Below are 16,834 nucleotides of genomic sequence, written 5' to 3'. Positions count from 1 at the left end.
CATCGCGGCGCGGGGTCGTGAGACGCGGATTGATGGTCCGCATCAGGGAGCTCTTTGCCGGGATGGTGGCGACGGCTTACTGGTAGCCCTTCGGGAACGGATCGGGCTCGACGAGATCGGCGGTCTCGTAGATCAGCTCGAACTGGCCATCGAGCTTGGCGCGGCCGACGCGGGTCTTCGACCAGAGGTGATGGTTCTCATGGATGCGCACATAACCTTCCGGCGCGCCCTTGAACTCGACGCCGGGCGATGCCGCCGCGATCTTGTCGATATCGAAAGAGCCCGCCTTCTCGACCGTCAACTTCCACAACCACGGACCGAGATACGCGGCCTGGGTCACGTCTCCGATCACGGTCTTCTCGCCCCACATCTTCTTGAACGCGGGCACGAAGGCCTTGTTATTGGGATTGTCGAGCGACTGGAAATACTTCATGCAGGCATAGGCGCCCGCGATGTTTTCGCCGCCAATGCCGTCGATCTCGTCCTCGGTGACCGAGATCGTCAGCAGCGCCTGCTTGGCGAGATCGATGCCGGCGGCCTTGAGCTGCTTGTAGAAGGCGACGTTGGATCCGCCGACGACGTCGGTGAAGATCACGTCGGGCTTGGTCAGCTTGATCTTGTTGATGACGGAATTGAACTGGGTGTTGCCGAGCGGATAGTACTCCTCGCCGACGACCTTGCCCTTCAGTACGTTCTCGACGTGCTTGCGCGCGATCTTGTTCGAGGTGCGCGGCCAGATGTAGTCGGAGCCGATGAAGAAGAAGGTCTTCGCGCCCTTCTCCTTGGCGATCCAGTTCAGGCCGGCGAGAATCTGCTGGGTCGCTTCCTGGCCGGTGTAGATGACGTTCTTGGACTGCTCGAGACCTTCATAGAAGGTCGGGTAGTAGAGCATGCCGTTGTACTGTTCGACGACCGGCAGCACCGCCTTGCGCGAGGCCGAGGTCCAGCAGCCCATGATCGCCGCAACCTTGTCGTTCACGAGCAGCTTCTTCGCCTTCTCCGCGAAGGTCGGCCAGTCCGAAGCGCCGTCTTCCTGGATGAACTTGATCTTGCGCCCGAGCACGCCGCCGGCGGCGTTGATCTGCTCGATGGCGAGCTTCTCGGCTTCGATCGAACCGGTCTCCGAGATCGCCATCGTGCCGGTGGCCGAGTGCAGGATGCCGACGGTGACCTCGGTGTCGGTGACCGCGAGACCCGTGGTATTGACCGCCGATGTCGCAGGGGCCTGCGCAAAAGATGCGCGCGGCAGCATCGTCATCGCCGGCACGGCGGCCATTCCCATCAATAATTTGCGCCTGAGCGGCGACAACAGGCCCTTGTTGGCTTCGTCTGACATGAGCACCCCACCTTTGTTCGAGGACACGCGATTGGTGTCGTGAGGATGGCCCGGATTTGTGCAGCGCAAGCATACGCAAGATCGCGTATACTGCACCGCAAAATGCCGACGTAGGCTTCTGGTACGGGATTTGCGAGGGCTCCGGGTCCGTATCGGGAGTGGGGTAAAGCGTGGCAGGGCGGCAGCGAATAGACCGCGTCAGGCGCCAGTACAACCAATGGGTTGCGAACCAGACGCTGGAAGACTATGCGCTGCGCTTCACCGCCAAGAGCGCGCGGCGCTGGTCCGCCGCCCGCGTCGCCAACACCGCGCTTGGCGCGATCTCGTTTCTGGCGCTGGAAGCGATCGGCGGCACCATCACGCTGAACTATGGCGCGGCCAACGCGACCGCAGCGATCCTGGTCGTCAGCGTCATCATCTTCCTGTGCGGCCTGCCGATTGCCTACTATGCCGCAAAATGCGGCACAGATATCGACCTGCTGACCCGCGGCGCTGGCTTCGGCTACATCGGCTCGACGATCACCTCGTTGATCTACGCGTCCTTCACCTTCATCTTCTTCGCGTTCGAGGCGGTCATTCTGGCGGCCGCGCTGGAGCTATGCTTCGGTATCCCCCGCCCGCTCGGCTATCTCATCAGCGCCATCGTCATCATTCCCCTGGTGACCTATGGCATCACCCTGATCAGCCGCTTCCAATTGTGGACGCAGCCGATCTGGATTGTCCTGCATGTGCTCCCCTTCCTGGCGATCGCCTGGGCCAATCCGCATTCGTTCACGGAGTGGCGGAAGTTCGCCGGCGAGCATGGCAATCCGAACGGACATCTCGATCTGCTGATGTTCGGTGCCGCCGCGTCGGTGGTGTTTTCGCTGGTGGCGCAGATCGGCGAGCAGGTCGACTTCCTGCGCTTCCTGCCGCGCGACCGCCGCACCTCGCGAACCTCCTGGTGGATCGCGCTGCTCAGCGCCGGTCCCGGCTGGATCATTTTCGGCGCGCTGAAACTGCTGGTCGGATCTTTTCTGGCCTATTTCGCCCTGAGCCATGGCGTAGCACTCGAACAGGCCGCCGAGCCGGCCAGCATGTATCTCGAAGCGTTTCGCTATGTGTTGTCGCAGCCGGATCTCGCGATGGCGCTGACCGGCACTTTCGTGATCCTGTCGCAGGTCAAGATCAACGTCACCAACGCCTATGCCGGCTCGATCGCCTGGTCGAACTTCTTCTCGCGGTTGACGCACAGCCATCCCGGTCGCGTCGTCTGGCTGGTGTTCAACGTCCTGGTGGCGCTGCTCCTGATGGAAATCGGTGTCTACAAGGCGCTGGAGCAAACGCTGGCGCTCTACTCCAACGTCGCGATCGCATGGGTCGGCGCGCTGGTCGCCGATCTCGTCATCAACAAGCCGCTCGGCCTGCGTCCGCCGCAGATCGAGTTCAAGCGCGCCCATCTCTACGACATCAACCCGGTCGGCGTCGGGGCCATGACGATCGCGACCATCGTCTCGATCTCGGCATTCTACGGACTGTTCGGACCGACCGCGAAGGCGCTATCGGCCTTCGTCGCGCTCGCAGCTGCCTTCGTCTCTGCGCCGCTGATCGCGTGGGCCACCGACGGCAAGTACTATATCGCGCGGAAGCCGAAGCGGGCATGGCAGAATGTCGAGTCGATCCAGTGCTGCATCTGCGAGCACTCCTTCGAGCCGGAGGACATGGCTTCATGCCCCGCCTACGCCGGACCAATCTGCTCCCTGTGCTGCTCGCTCGACGCCCGCTGCCATGATCTCTGCAAGCCGCACGCGCGGGCCGGCGCGCAGGTCTCGGCGGCGCTCGGCAAGTTTTTGCCCGAGGCGATCCATACAAGGATCAACTCGCAAGTAGGCCAGTATATCGGCGTGTTCGCGGTCTCGGCCGGCCTCATCGGCCTGGTGCTCGGGCTGATCTACCTGCAGACCTCGGCAACCGTGCATGCCGATGCGCTGCTGGCCGACGTGCTGTGGAAGGTGTTCTTCGCGCTGATCATCATCATCGGCGTCGTCGCCTGGCTGTTCGTGCTGGCGCAGCAGAGCCGTCGGGCGGCGGAGGAAGAAACCCGGCGGCAGACCACACTCCTGATCCAGGAAATCGACGCTCACAAGCGCACCGACGCCGAACTACAGCGCGCCAAGGAGGTCGCCGAATCCGCCAACCTCGCCAAGAGCCGCTATGTGGTTGGACTGAGCCACGAGCTCCGCTCCCCCCTGAACGCGATCTCCGGCTATGCGCAATTGCTCGAGCAGGACAACAGCTTGCCGCCGCGGCCACGCGATCAGGTGCGCGTGGTCCGCCGCAGCGCGGACCATCTGTCGGGATTGATCGACGGGATCCTCGACATCTCCAAGATCGAGGCCGGACGGCTCTATCTCTCCCGCGACGAGGTTCGTCTCAGCGATTTCCTCGATCAGCTCGTCGGCATGTTCCGCCTGCAAGCTGCCGCCAAGGGCATCGACTTCGTGTTCAAGCGACCGGCGGTGCTGCCGCTCGTGGTCTATGCCGACGAAAAACGGCTTCGGCAGATCCTCATCAACCTGCTGTCGAACGCGATCAAGTTCACCCAGACCGGCAGCGTCAAGTTCGTCGTGCATTATCGCAGCCCGGTCGCCGAGTTCGAGGTCGTCGATACCGGCCCCGGTATCCAGCCGGACGATCTCGAACGCATCTTCGCTCCGTTCGAGCGCGGCGCGCTCGGCGTGGCGCAGCCGCAGACCGGTACAGGCCTCGGCCTTACCATCAGCCGCCTGCTCGCGGGCGTGATGGGGGGCGACATCAAGGTGACCAGCACAGTGGGCCATGGCGCGACCTTCCGCGTGAAACTCCTGCTCTCCGAGGTCACGAATCCCCGGCGTGACGCTCCGGTGGAGGCGCCGATCTACGGTTATAGCGGGCCGCGCAAGACGATCCTGATCACCGACGACGATCCGACACATCGCGACCTGCTGCGTGAGGTGCTGGCGCCGCTCGGCTTCATCCTGCTCAGCGCCCCCGACGGTCCCGGCTGCCTCGCGCTGGCGCAGCACTGCCGGCCCGACCTGTTCCTGCTCGACATCTCCATGGCCGGCATGGACGGCTGGACGGTGGCGGAGACCTTGCGCGCCAGCGGCCATCACACCGCACGCATCCTGATGGTGTCGGCGAGCGCGCTCGAGGCGCATGGCGCGCCGCTGGCGCAGCCATTTCACGACGGCTACCTGATGAAGCCGATCGACATCCCGCGGCTGCTGGAAACCATCCGCCAATTGCTCAAGCTCGAATGGCAGTACGAGGCCGACCAGGCGCCGGTGCCGCTGTGGAAACCGGAGAGCGGCTCGCTGCCGCCCGTGAAGTATGTCGAGGAGCTGATCGAGCTCGGTCGGCTCGGCTATATCAGGGCGATCCAGCTCAAGCTCGACGAAATCGGCACCGAGCTTCCCGAGCACGCCGACTTCGTCACCCACATGCGGGCGCTACTCGACCGCTTCGATCTCGACCAATACATGGCGACGCTGAAAACCGTGTACAGCTATGATCACTGATCCCAAGAAGCGCGACGTCGCCCTCGTCGTCGACGACTCTCCCGAGACGCTGCGGCTCCTCACCGATGCGCTCGACGGCGCGGGCATGACCGTCATGGTCGCACTCGACGGCGTGTCCGCAATGCGGATCGTCGACCAGATCACGCCCGACATCGTGCTGCTCGATGCCGTGATGCCCGGCATGGACGGATTCGAGACCTGCAAGCGGCTCAAACGCGATGCCGGCCTCGACGGCGTGCCGATCATCTTCATGACGGGCCTTGCCGAGACCGAGCACATCGTGCGCGGACTGGAAGCCGGCGGCGTCGACTATGTGACGAAGCCGATCGCGATCAAGGAGATGCTGGCGCGCATTCGCGTCCACCTTGCCAACGCGCGACTGACCCAGAGTGCCCGCGCAGCGCACGACGTTTCCGGCCGCTATCTGCTCGCGGTGGATGATGCCGGCAAGATCAAATGGGCCACGCCGCAGGCGCAGAAGCTGCTCGCAGATGCGCTCGCGGTCGACGCCGATCATGACCTGGTGCTGCCCCACCCGATCCCGCAATGGATCAATCAGGTCCAAACAGGCAAAGCCGGATCGAAGACGGCCTCGATGTCCGCAGACAGCGAGCTGCTGCGACTGCAATACGTCGGCAAGCTCGGCCCGAACGAATTCCTGTTGCGGCTGGCGAAAGATACGAGCGCGGAGTCGCCGGCGGAATTCCCCCGCGAACTCGGGTTGACCGCGCGCGAGGGCGAAGTGCTGTCCTGGCTGGCGAAAGGCAAAACCAATCGCGACATCGCCCAGATCCTGGGGCTCTCGCCGCGCACCGTGGACAAGCATCTCGAGCAGATCTATTCCAAGCTCGGCGTCGAGAACCGCACAGCGGCGGCAGCGATCGCGGTCAACGCAAACCGGCGCAACACCTAAGACGCGTTCTTTGAAGCATTGGACCTGATTGAGGGCGCTGCCGGGGGCCGAACTTACCGACGGCGGAGCGAAACGAAGCGCCGATTTTGCGCCGCATCATTCCAAGTGCAGTGGAAACGCTCACTTTTTGAGCATGCAACGACGGCGGAGCTCAGGCTTAATCATGCCGACCTCGAATCGTGCTCGCCAGCAGGTGAGCAAGAACACGAGAAGACAGGGTCGTGGAGGATCGCATGCGACGGCTCGTGCAGGTCGCTCTCTTGGGGTTCGTCTCGGCGTTGACCGGCGCGGCGCTCGGCTTCGACCATGGACAATACGACAACGTCTCGCCCGACATCCGCGCATGGTTCAAGAGCGCGACAGCGCCGAACGGCGTGCCGTGCTGCGACATCTCCGATGGCCATCGCACCGACTATGACTATCGAGACGGCGCCTATTGGGTGCCGATTGAAGGACAGTGGATGGCTGTCCCCGAGCGCGCCATCATCCGCGATCACGGCAATCCGATCGGTCAGGCAGTGGTGTGGTACGCGCACCACCGCGGCAGCATCATCATCAGCTGTTTTGTCCCGGCTGACGCCGTATAGATTGTCGAGCCGCCTCGAGATTATGGCCAGTGCCGGGGTTGGTGAACGTCAACGCGATGAGCTTCGCCACCAGCGAAATCCATCCTAGGCATGCTCATCCTACGCGCCAAAGGCTCGCCTAACGCTTAAGGCAATGCTCGCGCTGCCATTGCAGAAAATGCGGATGAGGCCGATCCGATGACCTTCTTGGCGTTATCGCACGACCGGACTTGTTCATGATCGATCGAACCCCTTCCAGGTCGTTCGTCTGACGCGAGATCAATATTTCCATATCATCGGACAGGCTGATCAAACCACGATCGAACATCCAATGAGCCGTACCCGACAGACCGATCCCATTGCTCACGATGTCCGGCCCACTTGCCTCTACGGGCCGAATGTGCGCCGCCGCAACTTCTGCGCGCCCCAGTCCCTTGATGAGCTTCAATCCGGTAATGGCGCAGCGCTCATCATAGGCACGCAGCACGATCCGACGGAAAACGCGATCTCTCAGAACTCTGGATACGGTAAGGCTGATACGATCTCTATGCTGTTCAAATAGGAACAGCGCCTGCTCGCTCTCATCGAGTTGAGCCAACCGAACATCGGCATCAACCCTGGGCAGCAGCGGCGCGCCTTCTGCGAAACCAAGTTCGAGTATCCTATTGAAATTGTCGGGCGAGATTGGGCGAACTGCCGACTGAGCACGCCCGAAATTCGCCCCTACTCGTTCAGGACGCCGCGTTCCACGGGACCATTCGGCCCGTTGAAAGGAACCGGATTTGCAAAATCGAGATAACTTCCGGACTCGATCAGAGCGAGATACATCCCCGGAGAGCCAGGGTCAGCAATAACCTGCTGAACCCGAGCAATCGCAAAATAGCCGCGCGTCTCGGCAACTTTGCTCGGCTCGTAATAGATTGTCCAATCGCCAATGCAGGCTTCAACGCGGCGGAAATACTGACCGGGAAACTGATATCGTTCAGCGGGGCTGTCATCGTAGATCGAGTCCGATCGATGGATGAATACGCCAAATGACATAGTCTAAGCGGCGCCGCCTCTCAAGCCTGAAGGAAATTGAATAGGCAGCCCCCTACTCTCACTCCATTGTTTAAATTGTCGCTAGCACCTTGATTTATAAGGAGCATTCAGCAAGCTCGACGGTCAAATGCCGATCGCTGGTCCGTCAAAACTCCTCGCTCTTGATTCCACAGAAAAATTCCCACGCTCTCGAGCGTCAATCGCATCAGCAGCTATCGACACCGATTGGCTGTGCCAACTGGGGTGGGCGCGCGTTCGTCACGGTCAGCCCCCTTGCCGTGCAGTCGAAGCTGCAGTTCCTCCTGAAGTCGCCGATCAGTTTTGAGATCCTGACGATCATAGGACGGACGCGCTCGCCGTGCGCATTGACGACGCTCTGTTCGAGATCTGACCGAAGAAAGAGCCCGCGACGCCTTGCGAAGTAGCGCTGAATGCCGCGGCGCCTCTCACCGACCTCATGAACAGGCTGCTTCCGGAGATCTGCGATGCACAGTGGCCCCTCACGTTGCCCCGCGGGCCTAATCCCGTTTGAAGTGGATCAGCTCGCCGGGATGCCCGCGCCCGAACGAAAGCGCCATACCGTGGCCGATACAGCGGGACAATGGCTCGAGAGCTGCCGGCTACATCGGAGCGGAAACGCGCTCTCTCTGTTCGAACATCAATCGGCTGGCGTGACTGAATATCTCGTATCCATCGTCCCGCGCGACCGCCACGAGGGTGACGCCGGCCCGCTCGGCGGTCTCGATTGCCAGTGAAGTCGGTGCCGACACGGCGACGAGGAGCGGCGTGCCCATTCGCGCGGTCTTCTGCACCAGTTCGACTGAGACCCGACTGGTCATGAGGACAGCGCCTTGCGTCGTCTCCAGACCGGCCCTGGCCACCGCACCAGCCAGTTTATCGAGCGCATTGTGGCGGCCGACGTCTTCTCTGACCAGAGGGATGCCATCGCCATCCCAGAATGCCGCAGCATGCATCGCGCCTGTCGCCTGATGGTGCGGCTGAAGCGACCGTAGCGACCGCATCGCGGTCAGAATATCGAAGGGCCGAAATCCGACCCGCATGGAAATGCGCGGCGGCTGCGCGCAAGCCTGCTCGAGGCTTTCGATCCCGCACAAACCACAGCCGACCGGCCCAACCATTGCTCTCCGCCGTTTGGCGAGGCGACCGGCATCTTCGTCTTCAAGCCAAGTCCGCACCTCCCAACCGAGTTCGAGTTCGACGACCTCAATGCCGAGGATATCATCCTGCCCCGCCACAATACCTTCGCTCAAGCTAAAGCCGATACCGAAATCGACGAGATCGACGGGCGAGGCCATCATCACCGCATAAGTCGAGCCGTTGTAGGTGAGCGCTATGGGGCGCTCCTCCGCGACCCTGCGCGAGGACGGTATGGGATCTCGTCCCCGCCAGAGCAGTTCTGGTTTGTCTAGGCTGCAGCGATCATCCATGGCCAGCTCCGGAACAGCGTCTGGCAACCTCTGCCGGCCGGCCCGGTTCCTGCACGATCATCTTACGGTCTCGTGCGAGCGATCTGATCAACATCTCGCGAGGCGTTTAATCCCCGTACGTTAGCGAGCAGACTATCGCTCCCGCGCCACCCGCACCTCGTCGCATCGCACTGCATTCTCGGCATTTTGGCGCCCGATCATCTCATTTGCCTCCGAAGCAGCGCCGAGGAACCTGCATGACCAACATACGTTGGCGCTGCATGGCTGGGTGGGTTCCCAAAGAGAAGCAGGATCATGGCGCGACCAAACGAAGCCGATGACGAGAACGCCGAAACGGTTCACTACGACGGTCCAGCTGGCGGATGGGGCTCTCTGGAAGGGATAGCGCGCATCTTCGGCAAAGAGTGGGACTCGCCCGCGGCTTTGAACACCCTTCGTCGGCAAAACAAGCCGAAAGGCTTCATGTGTGTGTCGTGCTCCTGGGCAAAGCCGGCCGACTACCACACCTTCGAATTCTGCGAGAACGGTGCCAAGGCGACGCTTTGGGAGCTGACCTCCCGCCGTTGTACGCCGGAATTCTTTGCCGAACACACAGTGACAGAGTTGCTCTGCTGGAAGGATTACGACCTCGAGCAGCAGGGTCGACTGACCCATCCGCTGCGCTACGACAGTGCCACAGATAAATATGTGCCCTGCTCCTGGGATGAAGCTTTTCAGGCGATCGGTTTGCAGCTCAAGGCGCTCGATCCCAAGTCGGTCGTGTTCTATTCGTCGGGCCGTGCCAGCCTCGAGACCTCCTACCTCTATGCCCTGTTCGCGCGGGTCTATGGCAACAACAACCTGCCCGACAGTTCGAACATGTGCCACGAAACCACGTCGGTGGCGCTGAAGAAGCTGATTGGCGCCGGCGTCGGAACCGTCGTCTTCGACGATCTCAGCAACTGCGACGCGATGTTCTTCTTTGGGCAGAATACCGGATCGAACAGCCCTCGCTTTCTGCATCCACTCCAGGATGCGGCCAAGCGCGGCGTTCAGATTATTACTTTCAATCCCGTGCGCGAAAAGGGCCTTGAGGTCTTCATCAATCCGCAGAACCCGGCGGAGATGCTGACAGGCAAAAGCACGCAGATCAGCAGCCAGTACCACCAGGTGAAGGTTGGCGGCGACATCGCCGTCATTGTCGGAATCTGCAAGCATGTGTTTGCGGCTGACGATGCGGCCAAGCAGCAGGGCAAACGTGTCATCGATGCTCCCTTCGTCGAACAGCACACGCATGGCTTCGAAGAGTTCGAAGCCAAGGTCCGAGCGATTTCCTGGGGCGACATCGAAGCCGCCTCTGGCCTCAGCCGAGCGGTCATCGAGGGAGCCGCGCAGGTCTATGTCGAGGCAGACCGCGTGATCGGGATCTATGGCATGGGACTGACCCAGCACGTGCACGGATTCCAAAACGTGGCCATGCTCGTCAACATGCTGCTTCTGAAGGGAAACATCGGCCGAGACGGCACGGGAATCTCGCCGGTGCGTGGGCATTCGAATGTGCAGGGTCAGCGCACGGTCGGCATCTCGGAAAAGCCCAAGCTCGTCCCTCTCGACAAGTACGCCAAGCAGTTCGGGTTCGAGCCGCCGCGCGAGAAGGGCATGAACACCGTCGAAACTTGCGAAGGCGTTCTCGCCGGCAAGGTCAGGGCCTTCGTCGGATTGGGTGGAAATTTCGTGCGCGCCATCCCCGAACGATCGAAGATGGAAGAGGCTTGGCACGGGCTGGAGCTGACGGTTCAGATCGCCACCAAGCTCAACAGGAGCCATCTCGTGCACGGCAAGGCCGCCTATCTCTTGCCGTGCCTCGGCCGGACGGAGGAGGATATCCAAGCTAGCGGGCAGCAAGCCGTGACCATGGAAGACACTTTCAGTTGCATCCAGGGCTCGATTGGGCTGCGCAAGCCAGCAAGCGAACACCTGAAATCCGAGGTCGCGATCGTCGCTGGCCTCGCCCAGTCGATCCTGGCCCCCAACCCGAAACTCAAATGGGATGAATGGGTCGGCAACTACGATCTGATCCGCAACGAGATCGCAGAGACTTATCCAGACGAATTCCACGACTTCAACGCACGGATGTTCACGCCCGGCGGTTTCTATCGCGGCAATTCGGCCCGCGAACGGATCTGGAAGACGGAAAGCGGCAAGGCCGAGTTTACCGTCCCCGAGACGCTCAGTTCGACCGGCTTCCCGGATGCGCCCGGGCGCTACCGATTGCTGACCATGCGCAGCAACGATCAGTTCAATACGACGATCTACGGCTACAGCGATCGGATGAGGGGCATTGCGGGCACAAGGGACGTGCTGCTGATGAATCCAGACGATATCGCGCGCGCCGGCCTCCAGGAGGGCCAAATGGTCTTCCTGGTCAGCGACGCCGAGGATGGCGTGGCGCGGGAGGTCGGGCCGCTCAAGGTGACCCCGTTCAGACTGCCGGACGGCTGCGTCGGTGCCTACTATCCGGAAATGAACCCGCTGATCCCGCTGTCGCACCACGACATACATTCGAAGACGCCGGCCGCAAAATCAGTTCCTGTCCGAATTCGCGCGTGAGCGTCTTAGCGCGGTTGGGGGCGAACAATGCAGCTCTTTCGTCCAGGCGCAAACACGATTGCGACCTTGGTCATGGCGTCTATTGGAGCAGCACCGGTGCTTGCAGTTGGGCTCTCCTATGAGGTGATGCGGTCTCCTTACGTCACCAACCAGAACGTCACCCGGAATCAGCCGGTGCCGTTCAGCCACGAGCATCATGTTTCCGGGCTCGGCCTCGATTGCCGCTATTGCCACACCTCCGTGGAGAAGGCGCGCTTTGCCGGCATTCCTCCGACCGAGACCTGCATGACCTGTCATTCGCAGATCTGGACGAATGCGCAGATGCTGGCGCCGGTACGGGAGAGCCTTGCCGGTAACAAGCCGATGGCTTGGACGCGCGTCAACCGGCTTCCCGACTATGTCTATTTTGATCATTCGGTCCACGTCGCAAAAGGAGTGGGATGCACCACCTGTCATGGCGACGTCGGACAGATGCGGCTGATGCGGCAAGCAGCTCCTCTTACGATGCAATGGTGCCTCGACTGCCATCGTAACCCTGAGCCTCACTTGCGTCCTCCCGAGGCGGTTTTCGATCCGAACTGGCAAGCGCCGAAGAACCAGAGCGAGGCGGGGTCCAAGCTCGCCGCAACTTACCACATCAAGACCGGTCATCTGACGGATTGCACCATATGCCACCGCTGAAAGAATTGCCGACGCGCCCCGACCCGGTTCGGCCCAGCAAGCTCAACCGCCGTCAGGCACTCGGCCTGCTCGCGACCGGCATGGCAAGTGGCCTCGCGGCCTGCAGCAAACCGGACGAGCAAATCCTGCCCTATGTCAGGATGCCGGAACGGATCGTTCCCGGCGAAGCGCTGAAGTTCGCGACGACACTGGGATTGGCCGGCATCGGCCGCGGCGTGATCGTGACCTCGGTAGACGGCCGGCCGATCAAGGTGGAAGGCAACCCGCGTCATCCGGGCAGCCTTGGAGCCACCGATGTTTTCGCCGAAGCCGCCGTTCTCTCGCTCTATGATCCAGACCGCTCGCGTACCATTCTGCACAAGGGCGCCATAGCGTCGCGCGAAGCGCTCCTTGGAGTGCTTACCTCAGAGCTGACCGAGGCCCGCAGTCGTCAAGGGGATGGCCTGCGCCTGTTGACCTGCCGCACCACCTCCCCCACTCTTCTACGCCAAATCGATGGTCTGCTTCAGGCGTTCCCGACCGCGGCTTGGCACGCCTACGATCCGACCGACGACGAGAACGCGCGTCAGGGTGCGCAACTCGCTTTTGGTCAGGCCGTTTGCAGCTTGGCCGATTTCGCGCAAGCACGGATGATCGTCGCCCTCGATGCCGATCCCCTGGGGCACGGGCCCGACCAGATACGAATTGGCCGCGGCTTCGCAATGCGCCGCAACGACGCCAACGCCTTCTCCCGCCTCTATTGCCTCGAAAGTGCGCTCTCGTTGACCGGAGCCAAGGCAGACGAACGCCTTGCTCTCCGCCCCGAAGCAATCGAGCAGTTCGCCGCAAGCCTGGCACGGGAACTCGGCGCGCCGATTGGCGCGCCCGAGCTTCCTGAGCGTGAGCGCCTGCTGCTCCGAAACATCTTGCTGGACCTGAATGCTCACAAGAGCGAAGCGCTCGTCGTCGCAGGGCCTGGGATGTCGAAGGAAGTCCACGCAATTGCGCACTGGATAAACGCCCAGCTGAATGCACCCGTTCGGCTCATCGATCCGATCGATCACACTCCCTCGGGCAGGCAGGCCGGAACGCTTCAACAGCTCGCCGATGATCTCGAGGGCGGGCGCGTGCGTCAGCTTTTTATCATCGGCGCCAACCCGGGTTATGACGCGCCGGTCGATTTGCAATTCGAGGCGAGAGCGCAGAAGGCGCAGTTTCGGCTGCATATGGGAGAGTATGTCGACGAGACCGCCGCTCTCGCGACTTGGCATGTGCCGCAGAATCATCAGCTCGAGGCGTGGTCAGATTTGCGGGCCAGCGACGGGACAGCGAGCATCGTCCAACCTTTGATCAAGCCTCTGTACAGCAGCTTCGGCATTCACGAGGTTCTGGCCTGGATGGCCGGTGAACAGGACGCGAGCTCCTATGAGCTGGTTCGACAGACTTGGCGCGATGCGGCTCCGGAAGATTTCGAGGCGTGGTGGCAACGGGTGCTGCAAGAGGGCGTCATTCCGGGAACCGGCGCTCCTGCCGTGAAACCTGCTGTATCGGTCTCCCCCTCGAGTACGGGCGCCGAAGCTCAGGAGAAGAAGAACGGTCTCAGCCTGGTTCTTCGTCCCGACCCTTGCATGTGGGACGGCTCGTTTGCCAACAACGCTTGGCTGCAGGAATGTCCGAAACCGCTGAGCAAACAAGTCTGGGGCAATGCGCTAGCTTTGCATCCGAAGGATGCAAGCCGGCTTGGCATCCAATCCGGCGAGCTCGTGGCGATCGCCGCGGTTGGCCGGTCGATCGAAGTCCCCGTCCTGATCGAACCCGGTTCAGCGATCGGAGTCTGTGCGCTTACGTTTGGCGGAGGCCGGCAAAAAGCCGGCGCAATCGGCAATGGCGTCGGCGCCAATGCTTATGCTCTCCGAACCTCGGACAACCCCTGGCGCCTTGCGCAGGTTTCGATCACGCGGACGGGACGTCGAGAACCGATACTGACGACCCAGAACATCGTCCGAACGCCAGAAGACGTCCGCCAATTATATCCGTCGTATCAACTTGGCCGCGCGCTGCCCTCGACGACGCCCCCCGACCAACCTAGCTTGATGCCTCGCCCCCCGAAGACCGACGACGGGCATGCCTGGGCCATGGTGATCGATACGTCGGTTTGCATTGGTTGCAACGCCTGCGTGGTATCTTGTCAGGCCGAGAACAACGTTCCCGTCGTGGGACCGGAGCAGGTCGCAATGGGACGGGACATGCACTGGATGCGTGTCGACGTTTACGATCACGGCGCCACCGACGACCCGCAGCTCGGCTTTCAACCGGTCCCCTGCATGCATTGCGAGCATGCGCCGTGCGAGCCGGTCTGCCCGGTTGCAGCGTCCGTCCACGATCATGAAGGCCTGAATGCTCAGGTCTACAATCGCTGCATCGGGACCCGCTTCTGCGAGGCGAACTGCCCGTACAAGGTGCGGCGGTTCAATTTCTTCGGCTACGCGGATGGCGAGGAATACGGCAACCTCGGCGCGGATTCCTATCGCGGACAGAAGAACCCGGAAGTGACCGTTCGCGCGCGCGGGGTGATGGAGAAATGCACCTATTGTGTTCAAAGAATCAGCGCAGCCAGGCGGGCCGCGGAACGCGAGAACCGTGCGATAGATCCCGATGAAGTCCGGACCGCATGTCAGAATGCCTGCCCCACTCGCGCCATCAGTTTCGGGGACATGAACCAGCCTGAAGCGGAGGTCAACACGCGCAAGGCCGATCCGCGCCACTATGCCCTGTTAGGCCATCTCGGCACGCGCCCTCGGACGACCTACCTGGCCGATGTTCGCAACCCGGCCGGGCCGGACGCGGAGGAACGGACATGAGTAAGGTTCTCGTGGCCCGGGACCCTCCGGCACACCGTTGGATCTCGTCCGGGCGCGCAGGTGACGTCGCCATCACGCAAGCGATCGCGGATCCGCTCTTCACCGGTTTCGGCAGAAGCTGGTGGTTCGCGCTCCTCATCACCTTCCCCTTCGTGCTCTGGCTGCTCGGAGCAATCATCTGGCTTTTCTATCAGGGCATCGGCATCTGGGGCATCAACTCGACCATCGTATGGGGTGTCGCGATTGCGAACTACGTCTGGTGGATCGGCATCGGTAATGCAGGCACTCTGATTTCGGCGATGTTGCTGCTGACGCGGCAGAGATGGCGCGCCTCGATCAACCGCTTCGCGGAAGCCATGACGCTGTTCGCCGTCGCGATCGCGGGGCTGATGCCGATCATCCACCTCGGACGGCCGATCTACGCGTACTGGCTCGCGCCCTATCCGAACACCATGGCACTCTGGCCGCAATGGCGCAGCGCCCTTGTATGGGACTTCTGGGCCATCATCAGCTACCTGCTGTTCTCGCTGTTGTTCTGGTACGTCAGTCTCATCCCTGACCTCGCCACCATGCGTGACCGCACGCCCCATCGGGCCGGCCAGCTGCTCTACGGCGCTTTTGCAGTCGGATGGCGCGGCTCGGCGCGGGAATGGTCTCGCCTGGAAACGCTGCATACGACGATGGCTGCCTTGGGCGTCCCACTCGTCTGCTCCGTGCATTCCATCGTTGGTCTCGACTTCGCGGCCAGCCTCATGCCCGGCTGGCAGGAGAGCATCTTCCCGCCCTACTTCGTCGTCGGCGCGATGTATTCGGGTTTCGCCATGGTCGTGGTGCTCGCGGCCGCGATCCGGTGGGGTCTTAGCCTCCAGGCCATCATCACGCCGCGCCATTTCGACGCAATGGCCCGCATCCTGCTGATGGCGTCCATCGTCATGTTCTACTCCTATGCCACCGAATGGTTCATGGGCTGGTATGGCGGCGAGCACGCCGAGCGGGAGGCAGTGCGCTTCGAATTCACCGGCACATACGCGCCACTGTACTGGGCCTTGCTGGCCTGCAACTGCCTCATCCCGCAGATCCTGTGGTGGCCGTTTGCGCGACGTTCGCTGCTGGTGCTGATACCGGTCGCCATCGCGATCAACATCGGCATGTGGCTCGAGCGCATTCTGATCGTCTGGAACACGCTCTCACACGGCTACATGCCCTCGCTCTGGCGCAGCTTCCACTTCACCTTCTGGGACTGGAGCTTCCTGGTCGCGCCGCTCGGTTTCTTCGCGTTTTTGTTCCTGCTGTTCATGAGGCTGGTGCCGAGCGTCTCCATGTTCGACATGCGCCAACTCGCCCATGAGGAGCAAGCCGCATGACAGAGAAGCTGCTGGCGGAGTTCATGGATGGCGAAACGCTGAAGGCGGCGCTGCAGCGCGTGAGAGGCGCCGGGCATGCGGCCCTCGAGGCCTTCACGCCCTATCCGATCGAGGACCTGGCTGACCATCTCGGGCTGGACCGTTCGCGGATTCGTGTCGCGATGCTGGTCGGCGGGCTCACGACGGCGGCCTTCGCGTTCGCATTGCAATGGTACAGCGCGGTGATCGACTATCCGATCGACAGCGGCGGACGGCCGCTCAATTCCTGGCAGGTGTTCCTGCTGGTCCCCTTCGAAATCGGCATTTTTGCCGCTGCGCTCAGCGGCGTGATCGCTTTTTTTCGGTCGTGCCGCCTGCCGCGGCTGCACGACGCCTTGTTCGACATTCCGGGCTTCGAGCGCGCCACGCAGGATCGCTATTTTCTGCTGACGGCGTCGGGAGACAACACAGCCGATTTGCGGACGGTGCTCACCGAGGCAGGAGCCGTTGCCGTCACGGAGCTTCGCGAGCCATGACC

10 protein-coding genes and 1 pseudogene are annotated in these 16,834 nt (G+C 62.0%); 8 read left to right on the top strand and 3 right to left on the bottom strand.

What is annotated here, in order from left to right; translation table 11 throughout:
* Positions 1–76: 76 nt before the first annotated feature.
* Complete coding sequence (gene urtA, locus X265_RS16520) at positions 77–1,336, bottom strand: urea ABC transporter substrate-binding protein (protein WP_128965755.1); 1,260 nt, start codon at positions 1,334–1,336, stop codon at positions 77–79.
* Between the two features lie 170 nt (positions 1,337–1,506).
* Between urtA and X265_RS16515 the strand changes: the two genes are divergently transcribed.
* The 3 genes from X265_RS16515 (at position 1,507) to X265_RS16505 (ending at position 6,375) form a co-directional block, all read left to right on the top strand.
* Positions 1,507–4,875 (top strand): hybrid sensor histidine kinase/response regulator, encoded by a 3,369-nt coding sequence (locus tag X265_RS16515; protein WP_128965754.1) that lies wholly within the window; start codon positions 1,507–1,509, stop codon positions 4,873–4,875.
* The gene (locus X265_RS16510) at positions 4,865–5,788 is read left to right on the top strand and encodes a response regulator transcription factor (RefSeq protein ID WP_128965753.1); all 924 of its coding nucleotides are present in this window, start codon (positions 4,865–4,867) and stop codon (positions 5,786–5,788) included. The genes X265_RS16515 and X265_RS16510 overlap by 11 nt, the downstream gene beginning before the upstream one ends.
* 233 nt (positions 5,789–6,021) lie before the next feature.
* A complete protein-coding gene (locus X265_RS16505) occupies positions 6,022–6,375 on the top strand; it encodes a hypothetical protein (protein WP_128965752.1) in 354 nt (117 codons plus the stop codon).
* Between the two features lie 118 nt (positions 6,376–6,493).
* Here the strand turns inward: X265_RS16505 and X265_RS16500 are convergent.
* Together X265_RS16500 and fdhD are read right to left on the bottom strand one after the other, a co-directional pair.
* Positions 6,494–7,395, bottom strand: a pseudogene (locus X265_RS16500) (HNH endonuclease).
* A 620-nt stretch (positions 7,396–8,015) separates the two neighbouring features.
* Positions 8,016–8,843 (bottom strand): formate dehydrogenase accessory sulfurtransferase FdhD, encoded by an 828-nt coding sequence (fdhD, locus tag X265_RS16495; RefSeq protein WP_128965751.1) that lies wholly within the window; start codon positions 8,841–8,843, stop codon positions 8,016–8,018.
* A 294-nt stretch (positions 8,844–9,137) separates the two neighbouring features.
* On the opposite strand from fdhD, the gene X265_RS16490 reads away from it, so the two are divergent.
* The 5 genes from X265_RS16490 to X265_RS16470 are packed head-to-tail and all read left to right on the top strand — an operon-like array spanning position 9,138 to position 16,832.
* Positions 9,138–11,432, top strand: a complete 2,295-nt coding sequence (locus tag X265_RS16490; RefSeq protein ID WP_128965750.1) for an FdhF/YdeP family oxidoreductase — start codon at positions 9,138–9,140, stop codon at positions 11,430–11,432.
* Between the two features lie 27 nt (positions 11,433–11,459).
* On the top strand, positions 11,460–12,113 hold the full coding sequence (locus tag X265_RS16485; RefSeq protein WP_128965749.1) for a cytochrome c3 family protein: 654 nt from the start codon (positions 11,460–11,462) through the stop codon (positions 12,111–12,113).
* Positions 12,101–14,953 (top strand): 4Fe-4S dicluster domain-containing protein, encoded by a 2,853-nt coding sequence (locus X265_RS16480; protein WP_128965748.1) that lies wholly within the window; start codon positions 12,101–12,103, stop codon positions 14,951–14,953. Before X265_RS16485 ends, X265_RS16480 begins: the two co-directional genes overlap by 13 nt.
* Entirely contained in the window at positions 14,950–16,317 is a 1,368-nt protein-coding gene (nrfD, locus tag X265_RS16475; protein ID WP_128965747.1) for an NrfD/PsrC family molybdoenzyme membrane anchor subunit, read from the top strand. Before X265_RS16480 ends, nrfD begins: the two co-directional genes overlap by 4 nt.
* Complete coding sequence (locus X265_RS16470) at positions 16,314–16,832, top strand: DUF3341 domain-containing protein (RefSeq protein ID WP_128965746.1); 519 nt, start codon at positions 16,314–16,316, stop codon at positions 16,830–16,832. The genes nrfD and X265_RS16470 overlap by 4 nt, the downstream gene beginning before the upstream one ends.
* Positions 16,833–16,834: the final 2 nt, after the last annotated feature.

The organism is Bradyrhizobium guangdongense (genome assembly GCF_004114975.1).
Lineage (GTDB): Bacteria > Pseudomonadota > Alphaproteobacteria > Rhizobiales > Xanthobacteraceae > Bradyrhizobium > Bradyrhizobium guangdongense.
Note: the sequence above shows the minus strand (reverse complement) of the source record. Positions and strands in the feature narration are given on the sequence as shown.